8 protein-coding genes and 1 pseudogene are annotated in these 19,524 nt (G+C 72.4%); 6 read left to right on the top strand and 3 right to left on the bottom strand.

Annotated features, from left to right (window positions below; genetic code table 11):
• The first annotated feature begins 46 nt into the window (after positions 1–46).
• The 3 genes and pseudogenes from ACH4SI_RS01960 to ACH4SI_RS01970 all read left to right on the top strand — a co-directional run bounded on the left by ACH4SI_RS01960 (position 47) and on the right by ACH4SI_RS01970 (position 12,480).
• Positions 47–982, top strand: coding sequence for a proline iminopeptidase-family hydrolase (locus ACH4SI_RS01960; RefSeq protein WP_398291469.1), 936 nt, complete (start codon positions 47–49; stop codon positions 980–982).
• Positions 983–989: 7 nt separating this feature from the next.
• Positions 990–11,153: pseudogene (locus ACH4SI_RS01965) on the top strand (SDR family NAD(P)-dependent oxidoreductase); the annotation flags it as partial.
• An 88-nt stretch (positions 11,154–11,241) separates the two neighbouring features.
• On the top strand, positions 11,242–12,480 hold the full coding sequence (locus tag ACH4SI_RS01970) for a cytochrome P450 (RefSeq protein WP_398291471.1): 1,239 nt from the start codon (positions 11,242–11,244) through the stop codon (positions 12,478–12,480).
• A gap of 75 nt (positions 12,481–12,555) precedes the next feature.
• On the opposite strand, the gene ACH4SI_RS01975 is transcribed toward ACH4SI_RS01970, so the two are convergent.
• Complete coding sequence (locus ACH4SI_RS01975; RefSeq protein WP_398291473.1) at positions 12,556–14,136, bottom strand: MFS transporter; 1,581 nt, start codon at positions 14,134–14,136, stop codon at positions 12,556–12,558.
• Between the two features lie 84 nt (positions 14,137–14,220).
• Here ACH4SI_RS01975 and ACH4SI_RS01980 point away from each other — a divergent pair, with 84 nt between their 5' ends.
• Positions 14,221–14,811 (top strand): TetR/AcrR family transcriptional regulator, encoded by a 591-nt coding sequence (locus tag ACH4SI_RS01980; protein WP_398291475.1) that lies wholly within the window; start codon positions 14,221–14,223, stop codon positions 14,809–14,811.
• On the opposite strand, the gene ACH4SI_RS01985 is transcribed toward ACH4SI_RS01980, so the two are convergent.
• A complete protein-coding gene (locus ACH4SI_RS01985; protein WP_398291477.1) occupies positions 14,800–16,308 on the bottom strand; it encodes an AMP-binding protein in 1,509 nt (502 codons plus the stop codon). The two genes, ACH4SI_RS01980 and ACH4SI_RS01985, sit on opposite strands and share 12 nt — an antisense overlap.
• 149 nt (positions 16,309–16,457) lie before the next feature.
• Here ACH4SI_RS01985 and ACH4SI_RS01990 point away from each other — a divergent pair, with 149 nt between their 5' ends.
• A complete protein-coding gene (locus tag ACH4SI_RS01990; protein ID WP_398291479.1) occupies positions 16,458–16,694 on the top strand; it encodes an acyl carrier protein in 237 nt (78 codons plus the stop codon).
• A 35-nt stretch (positions 16,695–16,729) separates the two neighbouring features.
• On the opposite strand, the gene ACH4SI_RS01995 is transcribed toward ACH4SI_RS01990, so the two are convergent.
• Positions 16,730–17,671, bottom strand: a complete 942-nt coding sequence (locus tag ACH4SI_RS01995; RefSeq protein ID WP_398291481.1) for an ACP S-malonyltransferase — start codon at positions 17,669–17,671, stop codon at positions 16,730–16,732.
• A 222-nt stretch (positions 17,672–17,893) separates the two neighbouring features.
• Here ACH4SI_RS01995 and ACH4SI_RS02000 point away from each other — a divergent pair, with 222 nt between their 5' ends.
• Entirely contained in the window at positions 17,894–19,492 is a 1,599-nt protein-coding gene (locus ACH4SI_RS02000; protein WP_398291483.1) for an AMP-binding protein, read from the top strand.
• Positions 19,493–19,524 lie beyond the last annotated feature (32 nt).

Raw genomic sequence — 19,524 nt, forward strand, 5'->3', positions numbered from 1 at the left:
ACCGCGACCGACGCACAGGACCCGAAAAACCGAGGTGGTTTGAGACATGGCGCCCACGCCAACGGCCAAAGGAACCGTTCCCTTCCGGGAGTACCGCACCTGGTACCGCATCACCGGACAGCCGGGATCGGGCCGCCCGGCCCTCGTCGTCGTCCACGGCGGCCCCGGGTCCACGCACGACTATCTGATCCGGCTGGCCGACTTCGCCGAACGCGGCTGGCCCGTGGTGCACTACGACCAGCTCGGGAACGGGGGCTCCACCCATCTGCCGGATGCCGACCCCGGTTTCTGGACCCCTCGGCTGTTCCGTGACGAGTTGGACAACCTCCTGCACCGGCTCGGCATCGCCGACGACTACATCCTGTTCGGGCAGTCGTGGGGCGGGATGCTGGCCGCCTGGCACGCCTCGACCCGCCCCGCCGGGCTGCGCGGCCTGGTCGTCGCCAACGCCCCCGCCTCCTACCAGCTGTGGCTGTCGGAGATGGACGTACTGCGCGCCCAGCTGCCACCCGGCGTGGACGAGACGCTGCGCCGGCACGAGGCCGCGGGCACCACCGACAGCGATGAGTACCTGGAGGCGATGCTGGTGTTCTACAGCCGCCACGTCTGCCGCCTCGACCCGTGGCCCGGCGAACTCATGGCCTCGTACCTGGAGGCCGTCACCGATCCGACGGTCTACCGCACCATGAACGGGCCCAACGAGTTCCACGTCATCGGCAGCCTGCGGGACTGGTCGGTGATCGACCACCTGCCCCGTATCGATGTGCCCACCCTCGTCGTCTCCGGCCGCCACGACGAGGCCACCCCGGCCACCGTGCGCCCCTTCCAGGAACTCATTCCGGGCGCCCGCTGGGAGATCTTCGAGGACTCCAGCCACGCCCCGCACCTCGAAGAGCCGGAACGCTTCACCGAGGTGCTCGGCACATTCCTTGACACGGTCGGCGCCACCGGCGCGCGGACCACGACGGTGAGCGGAGGCTGAGACGACGGTGGAAGCCAACGTCGAGGAGATCGTCGAGGCGCTGCGCGGCTCGCTCGTCGAGAACGAGCGGCTGCGACAGGACAACGAGAGCCTGCGCGCCGCCGCGAGTGTCGCCACCGAACCCATCGCGATCATCGGCATGGCCTGCCGTTTCCCCGGTGGTGTCGCCTCCCCGGAGGGGCTGTGGGAGCTGGTCGCCGAGGGCCGCGACGCCATCGGTCCGTTCCCCGGCGACCGTGGCTGGGACCTGAGCGCCCTGTATGACCCGGAGCCCGGAAAGCCCGGCAAGAGCTACGTCCGCCACGGTGGTTTCCTGTACGACGCCGCCGACTTCGACCCCGAGTTCTTCGGCATCAGCCCGCGCGAGGCCCTCACCATGGACCCCCAGCAACGGCTGCTGCTGGAGATCACCTGGGAGGCGGTGGAACGGGCCGGCCTCGACCCGGCGTCCCTGCGCGGCAGCCGCACCGGAGTCTTCGCCGGAGCGATGTACCACGACTACGGCATCACCAGCAGCGACGGCAGCCTGGTGTCCGGACGTGTCGCCTACACCCTCGGTTTCGAGGGCCCTGCGGTCACCGTCGACACCGCGTGCTCGTCGTCGCTGGTGGCGATGCAGTGGGCGGCGCAGGCCCTGCGTACGGGGGAGTGCACCCTGGCGCTGGCCGGGGGCGTCAGCGTGATGGCGACGCCCGAGACGTTCATCGAGTTCAGCGAGCAGCGCGGGCTCTCACCCGACGGCCGCTGCCGCTCGTTCGCCGCCTCCGCCGACGGCACCGGCTGGGGCGAGGGCGCGGGCGTCCTGCTGCTGGAGAAGCTGTCCGACGCCCGCCGCCACGGCCACCCCGTGCTGGCCGTGGTGCGCGGCTCGGCGGTCAACCAGGACGGCGCGTCCAACGGCTTCAGCGCCCCCAATGGCCCCTCCCAGCGCCGGGTCATCCGGCAGGCGCTCACCGCGGCCGGGCTGACGCCCGCCGACATCGACGCCATGGAGGGGCACGGCACCGGGACCTCGCTCGGCGACCCGATCGAGGCACAGGCGCTGCTCGCCACGTACGGCCAGGACCGGGACCGCCCGCTCTGGCTCGGCTCCATCAAGTCGAACATCGGCCACTCCCAGGCCGCCGCCGGCGTCGCGGGCGTCATCAAGATGGTCGAGGCCATCCGGCACGGCACGCTGCCGAAGACCCTGCACATCGACGCGGCGACACCGCAGGTGGACTGGGACGCCGGACATGTACGCCTCCTCACCGAGGCCCGCGCCTGGCCCGACACCGGCCGTCCGCGCCGCGCCGCCATCTCCTCGTTCGGGGTCAGTGGCACCAACGCCCACGTGATCATCGAGCAGGCGGACACCGGCGCCGTCTCCGCGCCCCTGCCCGCCGAACGGCCCGCGACCCCGGCCGTGCCCGTGCCGCTGCCCCTGTCCGCCCGCACCACGGCCGCCCTGCGCGCCCAGGCCCGGCAACTGGCCGACCATCTGCGGGCCACGCCCGGCCTGGACCCCGTGGACCTCGGGTTCTCCCTCGCCACCAGCCGCGCCGCGCTGACCCGCCGCGCCGTCGTCATCGGCCGGGACCGCGAAGAAATCCTCGGTGAACTGAGCGCGCTGGCGGATACCGCTGACGACACGGCCCTCGGCGGCATCGCCCGGACCACCGGGCTGACGGCCTTCCTCTTCACCGGGCAGGGCAGCCAGCGGCTCGGCATGGGCCGGGAGCTGTACGCGGCGTTCCCCGTCTTCGCGGGCGCCTTCGACGAGGTGTGCGCCGCGCTCGACCCTGCCGTACGCGAGGTGATGTGGGGCGACGAAGGGGCGCTGAGCCGCACCGAGTTCACCCAGCCCGCCATCTTCGCGGTGCAGGTGGCGCTGTTCCGGCTGCTGGAGTCGTGGGGTGTACGGCCCGACTTCGTCGCCGGCCACTCGATCGGCGAGCTGGCCGCCGCGCATGTCGCCGGGGTGTTCTCGCTGGAGGACGCCGCCGCGCTCGTCACCGCGCGGGGGCGGCTGATGGGGGCGCTGCCGCCCGGTGGCGCGATGGTGGCCGTCGAGGCCACGCGGGACGAGGTGGCCCCGCTGCTGGGGGAGGGCGTCGGTATCGCCGCCGTCAACGGCCCCACCTCCGTGGTGCTCTCCGGTACCGAGGACGGCGTGGCGGCAGCCGTCGCGGCGGTTGCCGAACGGTTCGGAGCCCGCAGGACGAACCGCCTGTCGGTCTCGCACGCCTTTCACTCGCCGCTGATGGACCCGATGCTGGACGAGTTCCGCCGCGTCGCCGAGACCGTCACCTACGCCGAGCCCCGCATCCCGGTCATGGCGGACGGCGAAGTGGCCACCGCCGACCACTGGGTGCGCCACGTCCGTGACACGGTCCGGTTCGCCGAGGCGGTGGCCCGGCTGGAGGCCGAAGGCGTCACCCGGTACGTGGAGCTGGGCCCCGACGGCGTACTGACCGCCATGGCCCGGCAGTGCCTCACCACCTCCGCCGACACCGCGGTGCTCGTCCCGGCGCTGCGCCGTCGCGACCCCGAGCCCGTCGCCGTCCTCACCGCCCTCGGCCACCTGCACAGCGCGGGCCTGCGCGTCGACTGGGCGGGCGTGTTCGACGGACGTGGCGCCCGGCGCGTCGACCTGCCCACCTACCCCTTCCAGCGTGCCCGCTACTGGCTCGACAAGAGCGGTGAGGGCGGCGACGTCACCTCCGCGGGCCTCGACCGGCCCGACCACCCGCTGCTCGGCGCGATGGTGCGGCTGCCCGGCTCGGACGGTGTGGTGTTCACCGGACGGCTGGCCACCGGAGCCCACCCCTGGCTGTCCGACCACACCGTGCTCGGCTCCGTGCTGCTGCCCGGCACGGCGTACGTGGAGCTGGCCGTACGCGCCGGAGACCAGGTGGGATGCCACCGTGTCGAGGAACTCACCCTGGGCGCGCCCCTGATCCTGCCCGAACACGGTGGCGTCCACCTCCAGGTCGCCGTCGACGCGCCCGACGCGTCCGGCCGCCGCCCGGTGGCCGTGTACTCCCGTGCCGACGACGCCCCGATCGACCGCGAATGGATCCAGCACGCCGAAGGGGTCCTGGCACCCGACGCCGGTGAACCGGCCACCGACCTCGGGGCGTGGCCACCGCGCGACGCCGAACCCCTCGCCGCCGAAGGGCTCTACGAACGGCTCGACTACGGGCCCGCGTTCCGTGGACTGCGCACGGCATGGCGGCGCGGCGACGACGTGTTCGCCGAGATCGCCCTCCCGGCAGGTGTCGACGCCGGACGCTTCGGCCTCCACCCCGCCCTGCTCGACTCGGCGTTGCACGCGCTCGACCTGGCGGACGACGGCCCGACGGTCCTGCCGTTCTCCTGGGCGGACGTCACCCTGCACACCGAAGGCGCCACCGCCGCCCGGGTCCGCCTGCGCATCCGGAGCGACGACACGGTGTCCCTGGAGCTGGCCGACGCCCTGGGACGGCCCGTCGCCTCTGTCGGCTCCCTGACGCTGCGCCCCGTCAGTGCGGACGGCCTCGCCCTGGCCTCGGCCCGGATCGCGGACGCGCTCTTCCGTGTCGCGTGGGTACCGGCCACGGGCGGACGGTCGCCGGCCGACGACGCCGAGGTGGCCGACGGCGGGGCGGCCGGGGTGGTCGTCCACCGCTGCCCGCCGACGACCGGGAACATGCCGTCCGCGGTGCGCGCGGTGCTGGACGGTGTGCTGGAGGCCGTGCAGGCCGCGGTGGACGGCGACACCACCCTTGTCGTCGTCACCAACGGCGCGATCGACGGCTCCGACCTCGGCCACGCCGCCGTCCGGGGGCTGGTACGCGCCGCCGCGAGCGAGAACCCCGGCCGCGTCGTCCTCGTCGACACCGACACCGATGCCCCGATCGATCCCCGCTTCATCCTGGAGACCGGTGAGCCCGAGCTGTGTGTCCGCGACGGCGAGGTGCGCGTACCGAGGCTGGCCAGGGCGCCGCTCGGCCCGCACACCGCCGCCTGGGACCCGGAACGCACCGTCCTGATCACCGGCGGGACCGGCGCCCTCGGCGCCGCCGTCACCCGCCACCTCGTCACCCGGCACGGGGTGCGGCGGCTGCTGCTGACCAGCCGTCGGGGCCCCGAGGCGCCGGGAGCCGCCGAGTTGGTCGAGGAGCTGGCGCGGCTGGGCGCGGAGGCCGAGGTGGTGGCGTGCGACGTCTCCGACCGCGACGCCCTGGCCGCGCTGCTCGACGGCCGGACCATCGGCGGCCTCGTGCACACGGCGGGCGTGCTGGACGACGGCGTGATCCCGTCGCTGACGCCCGGCCGCGTCGACCACGCACTGCGCCCGAAGGCGGACGCGGCATGGCATCTCCACGAACTCACCCGCGACATGGGGCTGACCGCGTTCGTGCTCTTCTCGTCCGTCGCTGGCGTCCTCGGCGCGCCCGGACAGGGCAACTACGCGGCCGCCAACACCTTCCTCGACGCCCTCGCCCGCCACCGGCGAGCGATCGGGCTTCCCGCGCTGTCGCTGGCCTGGGGCCCGTGGGGCGGGGACGGCATGGCGGAAGGGCTCGACCAGGCGGGCCTGCGCACCCTGGCCCCCGCAGAGGGCCTTGCGCTGCTCGACGCCGCCGCCGGTGTGCCGGAACCCGTGCTGGTGCCCGCCCGGTTCGACCTGGCGGCCTTGGACACGCCTCCGCCACTTCTGCGCGGCCTCGTGCGGGGCCGGTCGCGCCGCGTCGCCGACGCCACCGCCTCCGCGACCGGTGCTCTACGGCAGCGCCTGGCCGCACTCACCGACGACGAACGCGCCGCCGAACTCCTCGGCCTCGTCCGCTCCCAGGCCGCCACCGTCCTCCGCCTCGCCGGAGCCGAGGCCGTCGACCCCGAACGGGCCTTCCGCGACCTCGGATTCGACTCCCTCACCGCGATCGAACTGCGCAACCTCCTGGGCGCCGCCACCGGACTCCGGCTGCCCGCCACCCTCGTCTTCGACTACCCGACCCCCGGCGAGCTGGCCCGGCACGTCCTGGACGAGCTGTCCGGCGCCGTGGAGAAGACGGCGGTCGGGCCCGTCGTGACCCGGGTGGACGACGAACCGATCGCCATCGTCGGGATGGCGTGCCGCTATCCGGGCGGGGTGGACTCGCCCGAGGGGTTGTGGCGCCTGGTGGACGAGGGCGTGGACGCCATCTCGGAGTTTCCGTCCGACCGCGGCTGGGGCGTCGAGGACATCTACGACCCCGAGCCCGGAAAGCCCGGGAAGACCTATGTGCGCGACGGCGGATTCCTCCACGACGCGGCGGAGTTCGACGCGGACTTCTTCGGCATCAGCCCCCGAGAGGCCCGCGACATGGACCCGCAGCAGCGTTTGCTGCTCGAGGTGTCGTGGGAGGCGCTGGAGCGCGCAGGGATCGACCCGGGCACGTTGAAGGGCAGCCCGACGGGCGTGTTCGCCGGGGTCATGTACCACGACTATTCGGGCGGCACCGGCGGCGGCAGCCTCGTCTCCGGCCGCATCGCCTACACCCTCGGCCTCGAAGGCCCCGCCGTGACCGTGGACACGGCGTGCTCGTCGTCGCTGGTAGCCCTGCACTGGGCGGGCGAGGCGCTGCGCTCCGGCGACTGCTCGCTCGCCCTCGTCGGTGGCGTGACCGTCATGGGGACGCCGCAGTCGTTCATCGACTTCAGCGAGCAACGCGGGCTGTCCGCCGACGGCCGCTGCAAGTCCTTCTCGTCCTCCACGGACGGCACCGGGTGGGGCGAGGGCGTGGGCATGCTGCTGGTCGAGCGGCTGTCGGACGCCCGCCGCAACGGCCACCCGGTGCTGGCCGTCGTACGAGGCAGCGCCCTCAACCAGGACGGTGCCAGCAACGGCCTGACGGCGCCGAACGGCCCCTCCCAGCAACGCGTCATCCGCCGGGCGCTGGCCAACGCGGGGCTGTCGGCGGCCGATGTGGACGCGGTCGAGGCGCATGGTACGGGGACGACGCTGGGCGATCCGATCGAGGCGCAGGCGCTGCTGGCCACGTACGGACAGGACCGCGCCGAGCCGCTGTGGCTGGGGTCGATCAAGTCCAACCTTGGGCATACGCAGGCTGCGGCCGGCGTGGCGGGCATCATCAAGATGGTGCAGGCGATGCGGCACGGGGTGTTGCCGAGGACGCTGCACGTGGACGAGCCGACACCGCAGGTGGACTGGTCTGCGGGCAATGTCCGGCTGCTGACCGGGCCGAGGGAGTGGCCGCGTGGCGAGCGTCCGCGCCGCGCGGGGGTCTCCTCGTTCGGCATCAGCGGGACGAACGCCCATGTGATCCTGGAGGAAGCCCCGCCGGTCGAGGAGCAGGCCGGGGAACGCCGTGAACTCCCGGTGGCGCCCCTCGTCGTCTCGGCGAAGACGCATGACGCACTCCGAGCCCAGATTCAGCGGATCGGCGCCTTCGCCGTAGGCCACGATGAGCTTGATGTGGCGTTCTCGGCGGCGACGGGACGGGCCGCGTTCGAGCATCGTGCGGTGCTGGTCGGGCCGGAGACGATCAGCGATGTGGTGGCGGGCGGGGGTGGCAAGCTGGCGTTTCTGTTCACCGGACAGGGAAGCCAACGTGTCGGTATGGGGCGGGAGTTGTATGACACCTTCCCGGTTTTCGCGGCGGCGTTCGATGGGGTGTGTGAGGCGTCGGGGCTGGCGTTGAAGGAGGTGGTGTGGGGTGATGATGCGGCTGGGTTGGAGCGTACGGAGTTCACCCAGCCCGCGATCTTCGCGTTGGAGGTGGCGCTGTATCGGCTGGTGGAGTCCTGGGGTTTGCGGCCGGATTTCCTGGCCGGGCACTCCATCGGTGAGCTGGCTGCGGCGCATGTGGCGGGTGTGCTGAGTCTGGAGGACGCCACGCGGTTGGTGGTGGCGCGCGGACGGCTGATGCAGGCGTTGCCGTCGGGTGGGGCGATGGTGGCGATCCAGGCCACCGAGGACGAAGTGACGCCGCTGCTGGACGGTGAGGTGGGGATCGCGGCCGTCAACGGGCCGTCCTCGGTGGTGGTCTCCGGTGCCGAGGACACGGTGACGGCGATTGCTGCCCGGTTCAGCGACCGTAAGACGAGCCGCTTGTCCGTCTCGCATGCGTTCCACTCACCCTTGATGGACCCGATGCTGGAGGAGTTCCGCAAGGTCGCGGAGAGCGTGGAGTACCGCCAGCCGGTCATCCGTTTCGTCAAGGATGTGGCGTCGGCGGAGTACTGGGTGCGGCATGTGCGGGAGGCGGTGCGGTTCGCCGATGACGTACGTGCGTTGCGAGACGAAGGCGTCACGCGGTTCCTGGAGGTGGGCCCGGACGGTGTGCTGACGGCGATGGCACAGCAGACCGTCGAGGGCACGATGGCGGCCACGCTGCGGCGGGACCGGCCCGAGGTGGAGGGGGTGTTCGCCGGGGTCGGGCGGTTGTACGCGGCGGGTGTGCCGGTGGACTGGGCCGCCGTCTTCGCCGGGCGCGGTGCCCGGCGCGTCGATCTGCCCACGTATGCCTTCCAGCGCAAGCGCTACTGGCTGATCGAGCAGCCCACGACCCTCGCCGGGGCCGACTCCCTCGACCATCCGATGCTGGGCGCGAGGGTCGTGCTGCCGGACACCGGCGGGGCCGTGTTCACCGGGCGGCTCTCCCTCGACTCCCAGCCCTGGCTCGCCGATCACGATGTGCTGGGCACCCTGCTCCTGCCCGGCACCGGGCTGGTCGAGCTGGCGTTGCAGGCCGCCCACCAGGTGGGGTGCGAGGCGATCGACGAGCTGACGCTCGAAGCGCCGCTCCTCGTTCCCGAGACGGGCGGGGTCGCGGTGCGTGTCGTGGTGGGTGGCCCGGATGCCTCCGATGCCGCCCGCTCCCTCGAGATCTACTCGTCCCTCGACGACGAGACGTGGACCCGTAACGCGACCGGTGGCATCACCCCGTCCGCCACCCCACCGTCGTCCGATCTGAGTGTCTGGCCGCCGGTCGACGCGACGCCGCTTCCGGTGGACGGTGCCTATGAGGCCCTGCTCGCCCGCGGCTATGACTACGGTCCGGCCTTCCGGGGGCTCAGGGCGGCCTGGCGGCGCGGCGATGACGTCGTGTTCGCCGAGGTGGCGCTTCCGGAAGGGGCGGAGGCGACCCGGTTCGGGGTGCATCCGGCGCTGCTGGACGCGGCGATGCACGTCGGGCTGATCGAGGACGACGGCACCGGGGCTCCGGAACTGCCGTTCTCCTGGGGCGGCGTCTCCCTCCACCGGGCCGGTGCCTCGACGCTGCGCGTCCGGCTGACACACCGGGACGGGGACGACGGAACGGAGGTGCTGGTCGCCGACGAGACCGGGGCGCCCGTCCTGTCCGTGGCGAACCTGGCGTCGCGGCCCGTTTCGGCCGAGCAGCTGCGGACGGGCGGTGACCACCGTGAGTCGCTGTTCGCCCTCACCTGGGCCAAGGCCGCCGCCCACCCCCGCCCGGAGGCGCCCGCCGAGGTGTACGAGGTCCCACGGGCGGCCGGGGACACGCCCGAGTCCGTACGCGCGGTCCTGGGCGAGGTGCTGGCACGTCTCCAGGAGTGGCTGGCCGACCACGGCACGGACGAGCGGAAGCTCGCGGTCGTCACCCGCCGTGCGGTGCCGGTCGAGGGGGAGGACGTCGATCTGGGGCAGGCGCCGGTGTGGGGTCTGGTGCGGGCGGCCGCGGCGGAGAACCCCGGCCGGTTCCTGCTGCTCGACATCGATGACGACGCCACCGTGCCACCCCCGGCCGACGTGGCCGACGCGCCCGAGACGGCGGTCCGGGGCGGCGTGCCGCTCGTTCCCGAGTTCGCCCGCGTTCCCGCCGCCGCGGTGGACGAGGCGTACAGCCCATGGGACCAGTCGTCCACGGTGCTGATCACGGGCGGGACCAGTGGCCTCGGCGCCCTGGTCGCCCGCCACCTGGTGACGGCCCACGGTGTCCGGCGGCTCGTCCTGACCAGCCGCCGGGGCGAGAGCGCGCCGGGGGCGGGCGAACTGCGCGCCGAACTGGCGGCCCACGGTGCGCACGTGGCCATCGAGGCGTGCGACGTGGCCGATCGCGCCGCGCTCGCCGGGGTGCTGGACCGGCACCCGGTCGACGCGGTCGTGCACGCGGCCGGTGTCGTGGACAACGGGCTGGTCCGAGGGCTGACGCCGGAGCGCATGGACGCGGTCCTGCGGCCCAAGGTGGACGGGGCCTGGAACCTGCACGAGCTGACGGCCGACCGCGACCTGTCGGCGTTCGTCCTGTTCTCCTCGCTCGCCGGGCTCGTGCTGGCCGCGGGACAGGGCAACTACGCCGCCGCGAACGTGTTCCTGGACGCGCTCGCGCGCCACCGCCACCACGCCGGTCTGCCGGTGACGTCGCTGGCGTACGGACTGTGGGAAGCCGACAGCGGGCTCGGCGAGCTGGCCGAGGCCGACCGGAAACGCATGCTGCGCATGGGCCTGCCCGCGCTGTCGCAGGAGGAGGGGCTGGCGCTGCTGGACGACGCGTTGCGTACGCGAGAGCCCGCGCTGGCGCCGTTCCGCCTGGACACGGCCGCCCTGCGGGCACGCCCCGCCGACCGGCTCCCGGGGATGCTGCGCAACCTGGTGCCCACCCCCCGCCGCCGGGCCGGGGGTCCGGGTGCGGCGGGTGGTGGAGACGGCGGCGCTGGGCTGCGGCGGAGGCTGGCGGCCCTGGCCGACGACGCCGAACGCGACAGCCTGCTCATGGACCTGGTGCGGACACAGGTGGCGGCGGTGCTCGGCCACGACGGGGCCGACGCCATCCGGTCCGACCGGGCGTTCAAGGACCTGGGCTTCGACTCGCTCACCGCCGTGGAGCTGCGCAACGCCCTGCGTGCGGCGACCGGGCTGAAGCTGCCCGCCACCCTGGTGTTCGACCACCCGACGCCCGCCGCGGTCGCCGGCGAACTGCGGGAACAGCTGAGCGCGGACCAAGGCCCCGCCACATCCCCGTGGGAAGCCGAACTGGCCCGGCTGGAGGCGGCGTTGACGTCGGCGACGCCGGACCAGGAGGCATACGACCGCGTCGCCGACCGGCTGCGCGCCCTGACGGCCGGGTGGATCGAAACGCATCGGCCGGACACGAGCGAGGAGACCGATCTGGCGTCGCTCTCGGCCGACGAACTGTTCGACGTCCTGGACGACGAGCTGGACACGAGGCCCGCGCCGTAGCCGCGCGTCGCACCGGACCATCGCCACACCGGACCATCACCACACCCAGGCACCACACCGAAGCACCACACCGAGGAGAACGCCCCACATGACCACCGAAACGACCCCGACGGCCCAGCAGGCCGACGAAGCGCTGATCGCGCTGATCTCGCCGCCCTTTCCCGCCGACCCCTTCCCCCTCTACGAGACGCTGCAGTCGGTGAACCGGGTCCACCACGCGTCCTCGCTCGGCGTGTGGGTGATGTCCGGGTACGAGGAGGTCACCGAGTTCCTGCGGCTGCCCGACGTCCAGAGCGGCGCCCGCGCCGCCACCCAGATGCGCGAGGACTGGGCGGACCACCTCTCCCTGCGCATGTACCTGAACTCGATGGTCACCCTCAACCAGCCCGACCACGGCCGTATCCGCGGCCTGGCCGCTCGCGTCTTCACCCCCAACAAGATCAAGACGATGCAGCCCGCGGTGGAGCGGCTGACCACCGGGCTCGTCGACGACCTCATCGAGCGGTCCGACGGCGGCGCGCCGGTCGACCTCGTGGACCTGCTCGCCGTGCCCTTCCCGGTCGCGGTCATCAGCGACATGCTCGGCCTTCCGCACGAGGACGGCAGACACCTCTGGAAGCTGGCCGACGACTGGTCACACGTCTTCTCCGGGCTCTACACCGACGAAGACCTGACGCGTGCCGACGCCGCGGCCGAGGAACTTGCCGGGTACTTCCGCGAGGTGATCAGGAATCGTCGCGCCGAACCGCGCGACGACCTGATGTCCTCGCTCGTCCAGGAGGCCACCAACGGCCGTCTCGACGAGGACGAACTGATGGCGCTCATCCTGTTCCTGTTCACCGCGGGCTTCGCGGCCACCACCAACCTCGTGGCGACCGGGGTGCTCGCGCTCCTCGACCACCCCGACGAGCTGAACCGCTGGCGCGCGGACAAGAGCATCACGCCGTCGGCCGTGGAGGAGTTACTGCGCCACACCACCCACACCACCGCGGCGAGCCGGGTCACCACACGGCCGGTCACCATCGGCGGTGCCGAGATACCCGAGGGCGTTCTCGTCCTGACCCTGCTCGCCGCCGCCAATCGCGACCCGGCCCGGTTCCCCGACCCGCACCGCCTGAACCTGACCCGGGACAACGGCCCCCACCTGAGCTTCAGCGCCGGAGCCCACTACTGCTTCGGCGGCAGCCTCGCGCGCATCGAGGGCGCCGAACTCTTCCCGAAGCTGATCGACACCTTCCCGAAGATCGAGCAGGCCGGCACCCCCGAGCGCCGCGCCGTCATGGGCCTGACCGGCTACACCACGCTCCCCGTCATCCTCGGTCGCTGACCCGGCCGCCGACCGGCCCCTGTGCAAAGGTCCCCGCGTGACCATCGCGCGGGGACCCTTCACGTACGTCCGGCCTCACTCGGAGCTGGGAGCGGGCGTGGGCTCGGCCTTCGAAGGGGCGGCCCCCGCCGGTGCGCCGGCGGGAGTCGTGACGTGGCGCATGAGCAGGGCGGCACCCGCGGCGCCCGCCAGCATGACGGCCCCGGCCACCACGGCACTGATGTTCATGCCGCGGGTGAACGCCTCCCCGGCGACCTTGAGAAGCGGCTCGCCCGCGCCATCCGGCAGGTGCTTGGCCACCTCCGCGGCGCCACCGAGCGAGCCCTGGGCGGCGTCGGCGGCCTCGTGCGGAAGACGGGACGTGGCGTCGGAGACATCGCGGGTGTATACGGCGGAACCGATGCTGCCCAGGAGGGCCACGCCGAGCGCCCCGCCGAGCTGGTTGCTGGTCTCCGGCAGCGCCGAGGCCGCGCCCACGCGCTCCGGCGGCGCCGCGGAGACGATCAGGTCGGCGGTCAGGGGGATCGCCATGCCCACCCCGGCCGAGATGATCGTCGCGCCGGCCACCGCGATGGCCAGGCTCGAATCGGCGCGCAGCTGCGTCATGACGGCGAATCCGGCCGTGGCGATGACCATGCCGACGCCGATGATGTAGCCGGGGCGGATCGACTTGGCCAGCGCGGCGGCCACCGATGTCGTCACCGCCACCGCCAGCGGCGCGGGCAGGGTCCACAACCCGGCCTTCAACGGGCTCAGCCCGTAGACCAGCTGGATCCACTGCGTGGAGAACAGCAGGAAGCCGACCATCGCGAACAGGGCGACCAGGTTGACGCCGATGGACGCGCTGAACCCCCGGTCGCGGAACAGGCTCAGGTCGATCAGCGGATTGGCGGCCGAGCGCTGGCGGAGGAAGAACAGCACACCGACGACCACCCCGGCCGCCGTGCTGGCCGCGTACTTCCAGGCGAAGCCGTCGTTGGCCAGTTCCTTGATGCCGTAGATGACCGGGAGCACGGTGCCCAGCGACAGGGCGGCGCCGAGGAGGTCGAAGCGGCCGGGTCGCGGGGCGCGGTACTCCGGCAGGAGCAACGGGCCCAGCAGCAGGATCACGGCCATGACCGGAATGTTGATCAGGAAGACCGAGCCCCACCAGAACTTCTCCAGCAGCAGACCCGACACGATCGGGCCCAGAGCGGCGCCGCCGGACAGCCCCGCCGTCCAGATCGCGATGGCGGTACGGCGCTGGGTGGGGTCGTGGAACATGTTGCGGATCAGCGCGAGCGTGGACGGCGCGAGCACGGCCCCGGAGATGCCCAGGACCGCGCGTGCGGCGATGAGGAGTTCGGCGCTGCCCGCGTAGGCGGCGGCCAAGGACGAGGCGCCGAACACCACGGCGCCGAGCATGAGCAGCAGCCGGCGGCCGATGTGGTCGCCGAGGGTGCCCATGGTGATGAGCAGCCCGGCGAGCATGAACGCGTAGATGTCCACGATCCACAACTGCTGCGTGGCACTCGGTTCCAAGGACGCGCTGAGGAACGGCAGCGCGAAGTACAGGACGGTCATGTCCATCGACATCAGAAGGACCGGGATGACGAGAACGGCGAGGCCGATCCAGTCCTTCCGGCTCGCTCGTTGGGGACTCGTGGGCTCAGTCATGGCGGGACTATAGATTTGTGTAAGTAATCTGTCTAGGACGCTTGTCTAAGACAAATCTCTGAAGCGGAGGTTAGACTCGGCCGCATGGGACACCGAGCGGACCTGCTGGCCGGGGCGAAGCGCTGCCTGTACGAGAAGGGGTACACCCGCACCACCGCGCGGGACATCGTCGAGGCGTCCGGCACCAACCTGGCCTCGATCGGCTACCACTACGGCACCAAGGAAGCCCTGCTCAACGCCGCGCTCATGGAGGCGCTGGAGGAGTGGGCGCAGGAGCTGAAGCGGGTCCTGGCCGACGCGGGCGACCTGCCCGACGATCCGATCGGGCGGTTCGAGCTGGCCTGGACGCGCGTGATCGAGCTGTTCGAGCGGCACCGCCCGGTGTGGGCCGCCCAGTTCGACGCGATCTCCCAGATCGAGCACGTGCCCGAGGTCCGCAGCTTCATCGTCGAGGCGCAGCAGCAGGCCCAGAAGGGTTTGGTCGAACTCCTCCTGGGCGGCGTCGAGTTGCCCCCGCGCACCCGGGCCGCGGTCGGGCAGTTCTACCACGCGCTGCTCAGCGGTGTGATGATGCAGTGGGTCATCGACCCCGAGCACGCCTCGACGGGCGAATCGCTCGCCGAGGCGCTGCGTACGGTCGTGGAGGACGCCCGCCGCTTCGGGTCAGCCGTCTGACAGCGCGGCCGCCTCGCGGGCCAGCCGCCCCCGGTCGACCTTGTGGTTGGCGTTCAGCGGGAACTCCGCCACATGCCGGAACACCTTGGGCACCATGGGCTCGGGCAGATGCGCGGCCAGCTCGCGGCGCAGCGCCACCGGGTGCATACGGTCGCCGGTGTAGTAGAGGACGAGTTCCAGCCCACCGCCCGGCGCCGGGCGGGTCACGGTGGCGGCGTTCTGCACGCCCGGGCACCGCCGGACGACATGGTCCACCTCGGCCAGTTCGACCCGGAAGCCCTGGATCTGCACCTGGGTGTCCAGCCGGCCGAGGTACACCAGCTCGCCGTCGTCCAGGCGGCGCACCCGGTCGCCCGTCCGGTACCAGCGGCGGCCGTCGCGCTCCAGGAACCGGCCCTCGTCGTCCTTCGGATCCAGATAGCCGGGCGTCATCTGCGGCCCGGTGACGCACAGTTCGCCCTCGACCGCCGACTCGGTGTCCCCGTCGAGCAGCAGATGGTCATGGCCGGGGTGCACCCGGCCGATCGGGACGACGCCGTTGACCGCCCGGCCCGGTGAGGTCTCCGGTGACCAGCGGTGGCCGGTGATGGTGACGGTCAGCTCGGTCGGCCCGTAGAGGTTCTCGATCCGCGAGTTCGGCGCGGCGGCCTGCCAGGCGGCGGCGTCCTCGCACAGCAGCGCCTCGCCCGCGAAGAAGCTCCACCGCAGCGTGGGCATCGCCCCGGGGGTCAGGCCGCCCATCCGCCGGATGAACGACGTACCGCTCGGGGTGGAGAACCACACGGTCATCCGCCGCTCGGCGAGGAACCCCGGCAGGTCCCGGTGGGCCGCGGGGGGAATGGCGTGCACCGGGGCGCCGCGTCCCCAGGCGCAGAACAGCTCGAACATGGCGCAGTCGAAGTTGAGGCCCACGTTCTGGCAGAACACATCGCCGGGCCCGAAGTCGTAGCGCCGGTCCAGCAGGGTGAAGTAGTGGTCGTTGGCGCCGTGGGTCATCGGCACGCCCTTGGGGCGGCCCGTCGACCCCGAGGTGAACAGCACGTACGCGATGTCGGACGGCCGGACGGCCACCGGCGCGTGAAGCGGGGGAGCGGTGGCGGCCTCGTCCAGGACGGGCAGGTCCAGCTCCGTTTCGGCGAGCGCGGCCAGGCCGACCGGATCGGCGATGACCGTCGAGACCCCCGCCGCCGTGAGCATGCGGCGGGTGCGCTCGGCGGGGAACCGCGGATTGAGCGGCACGATGGTGGCGCCCGAGTACAGCGCCGCCAGGATGCCCACGTACGCGGTCAGGCTCTTGTCCGCCAGCACGGCGACGGTGTGCGGCCCGCGCGGGGCCCGGGCCAGCAGCGCCCCCGCCCGGCGCAGCGCCAGTTCGTGCATCGCCTCGTACGTCAGGGTCTCGTCGTCCACGCGGATCGCGGCGCGGCCGGGTGACAGCGCCAGGCCGCGCAGAAACCGTTCGTGCAGACCGTGTCCGGGGACGGGTGTCTCGATCATGGTCCTTCTTCCGGGGAGGGAAAAGGGGTGGATAGGGGTGCCGAATCGCGGGAGGCAGGGCTTAGGTTGGCCGCGACGCCGACTATTCGGCAGCCGGTTATTCGGGCACCTGCCATGGGGCAGGGGCCGGCGAAAACAGGGGAGCGCGCATGTGGGACGAGTCTTTCGGGCAACTGCTCCGCAAACACCTTCCTTTGCTGGAAACGGGGGACGAACTCACCGCCGACCTGAGTCTGCGTGACTTCGGCCTCGATTCCATGGGAATGGTCGCGCTGCTGTCCTCGCTGGAGGACATGTACGGGGTCCGCTTCGTCGACGACGCGCTCAACGGCGACAACTTCGCCACCCCCGAAACCCTGTGGAAAACGCTGGCGGCCATGCGCTGACCCGCCGTGAAGTCCACTGAAGCGATTCCGTCCGCTCATGCGATCGCGCTGCGTCGGCGCGGTCGCATGGCCGTCTCCGGCCGCACCGCCACCACCTCGAACGCCTCGGTCATGACGTCCACCCGGCCCCACAGCCCGTCCTGCCCGGTGACGTGCACCCGCTCCACGCCCAGGCCCTTGAGCGTGTCGACGACGGACGGCCAGCGCACCGTGCGGGTCACCGCGTCCAGCAGCAGCGTCCGCACCCCCGCGGCCGTCCGCACCAGCGAACCGTCGTGATCGGACACCACGGGGATCGCGGGGTCGCGGAACGGGACGGCCGCGGCGACCTCCGCCTCGATCTCCTCCCGCAGCGCGGCGAACACGGCCGAGTGCATCGGCGGCCGCATGACGTACAGCGGCAGGCCGCCCACCGCCTTGAGCCGTCGCTGGAGCCAGTCCACCGTCCCCTCGCGCACCGACAGCATGTGGAAGTCGTGGTCGACGTGGCAGGCCACCTCGTTCCACTCGCCGCGCGCGTCCAGCTCCGCCCGGATCTCGTCCAGCCGGTCGGACGGGACGCGGGCGAACGACTGGGCGACGAGGTCGTGGTGCTCCCGCGCGAAGTACGCGTCCACCAAGCGGCCCCACGCCGCGGTCATCGCCACGGCCTCGGCGAACGGCAGCGCACCGGCGAACACCGCCGCCGCCGTGCCGCCGAAGCTGGCGCCGGCGCAGGCCACCGGCGCCACCTCGTGCTCGGCGACCGTCCATTCGGCCAGCGCCAGGCAGGAGACCAGGAAGGCGATCCGGGCCGGCTCGGGGAACGCGCCCTGGTCGCCGCGGGCCTCGGCCTCCCGGTACCGGTCGATCAGGGAATAGCCCAGGGCTCCGTCCGCCTCGGCGACGAGCCGGCGCGCCACCGGATGGACCGCCAGGAACCGGCCTGAGTCGGCGAACCGCGTCGGGCCGATTCCAGGAAAGACAATCGCCGACATATTCTCGCTCTCCCTTTTGTCACGCGCGTCGCGTGTGCATTCTGAAAGCCCAAAAGTTCGATCTATTGTTTCCGGCCAGTCTTGTTGGCCCCCGGTACCGGCATAACCCCTAACGCCCCCTAGTTCAGTGGTGGGCGGGCGAGAGTTCTTGTGGGCCGTAAAAGGGCCCTGTTAGAAACAGCCTGGCATTTGCTGAGAAGGCCCGAATCGGAAGGGTGGCGCATGAGCCCGAATGGAGCGCGTCCAGCCCGGGCGCACGCATCGGTGGACAACCTGCGGACATATCTGCTGGCCGCCGCCCGGAACGACCCCGACCGGCCCGCCGTCATCCAGGCAGCGCCGGACGGCGGCCTGGAGACGGTCACCTACGGCGAACTCCAGCGCCGCACCGACCGCTTGGCCGAGGCGCTCGACGCGCTCGGCCTCGATGTCGGCGACCGCGTCATCCTGGAGTCCGACACGGACGCCGATGCCATCGCCACCCTCCTCGCCTGCGCCACACTCGGGCTGCCGTTCACCCCCGTCAGCCCCGAGACCCCGGACGAACGGCTCCTGACGATCATCGACAGCGCCGAGCCCGCGCTGTACCTCCAGCCGACGCGCGGACAGCGCACCGGCATCCCCGAAACGGTCGGCACCGCCCGGTTCGGCGCGGGTGGCCTCACCGTGGAGCGTCCGCCCGCCCCGCGCGTCCGCCGCCGCCGCGCGGTCACGCCCGTCGACACCGCGTACATCACCTTCACCTCGGGCACGACGGGCCGGCCCAAGGGCGTGGTCATGAGCCACCGCGGGGTCATCGCGTTCCTGCGCGGCGCGGAGGCCGCGGAGCTGATCACGGCCGAGGACCGGGTGGCGGGCACCGCGCCGCTCCAGTTCGACTTCGCGCTGTTCGACATCGGGTTCGCCCTCAGCCACGGCGCCGCGCTGGTGCCCGTACCGCGTGACCGGCTGGGCTGGCCCCGCCGCTTCCTGTCGTTCCTGCGCGACACCGGAACCACACAGGTGGACGCCGTCCCGTCGGCGTGGCGTCCGGTGCTGCGCCACGAGCCCGACCTGCTGGCGGAGCTGGGCGAGCAGGGCGCGCTGCGGCGCATCGCGTTCTCCGGGGAGGACTTCCCCCTGGACGAACTGCGCGCCCTCCAGGAGCTGCTGCCGAAGGTGCGCTTCACCAACGGCTACGGCGCCACCGAGACGATGGCCGCGTCCATCACCGAGGTGCCCAACCCGCTGCCGCCCGGCACCGAACGTCTGTCGATCGGCTACGCGGTCGCGGGCGCGGAGATGATGCTCATCGGGCCCGACGGCGCCCCCGTGGACGAGCCCGGCGTGCTCGGCGAGATCTACCTGCGTTCCCCGTCGCTGTTCTCCGGCTACTGGAACGATCCGGAGGCCACCCGCGCCGTCGTCGTCCCCGACCCGCTCGAACCCCGGTCGGGACAGCACGTGTTCAAGACCGGTGACCTGGCCACCATGGGCGAGGGCGGCGAGCTGTACTTCCACGGCCGCGCCGACTCCCAGGTGCAGATCCGCGGCAACCGCGTCGAACTGGGCGAGGTGGAACGCCGCATCGGCCAGTTCACCGGCATCACCGGCGCGGTCGCGATGCTCCTGCCGCGCACCGACGGCGACCCGGTGCTGCACGCGTTCGTCACCCGCGCCCCCGGCGGCCCCGCGCCGGACGCCAAGGAGGTCATCGCGTTCTGCCGGGCCGCGCTGCCCGCGTACATGATCCCGCAGGGCCTGCACGTGGTGGACGAGTTCCCGCTGACCGTCAACGGCAAGGTCGACCGCACCGCCCTGACCGCCCTCGCGGCCATCTGAACACCCCGATCCCCGATCGCCTCCCTGCCTCT

Origin of the sequence: Streptomyces sp. NPDC021212 (assembly GCF_044332925.1) — a bacterium.
Lineage (GTDB): Bacteria > Actinomycetota > Actinomycetes > Streptomycetales > Streptomycetaceae > Streptomyces.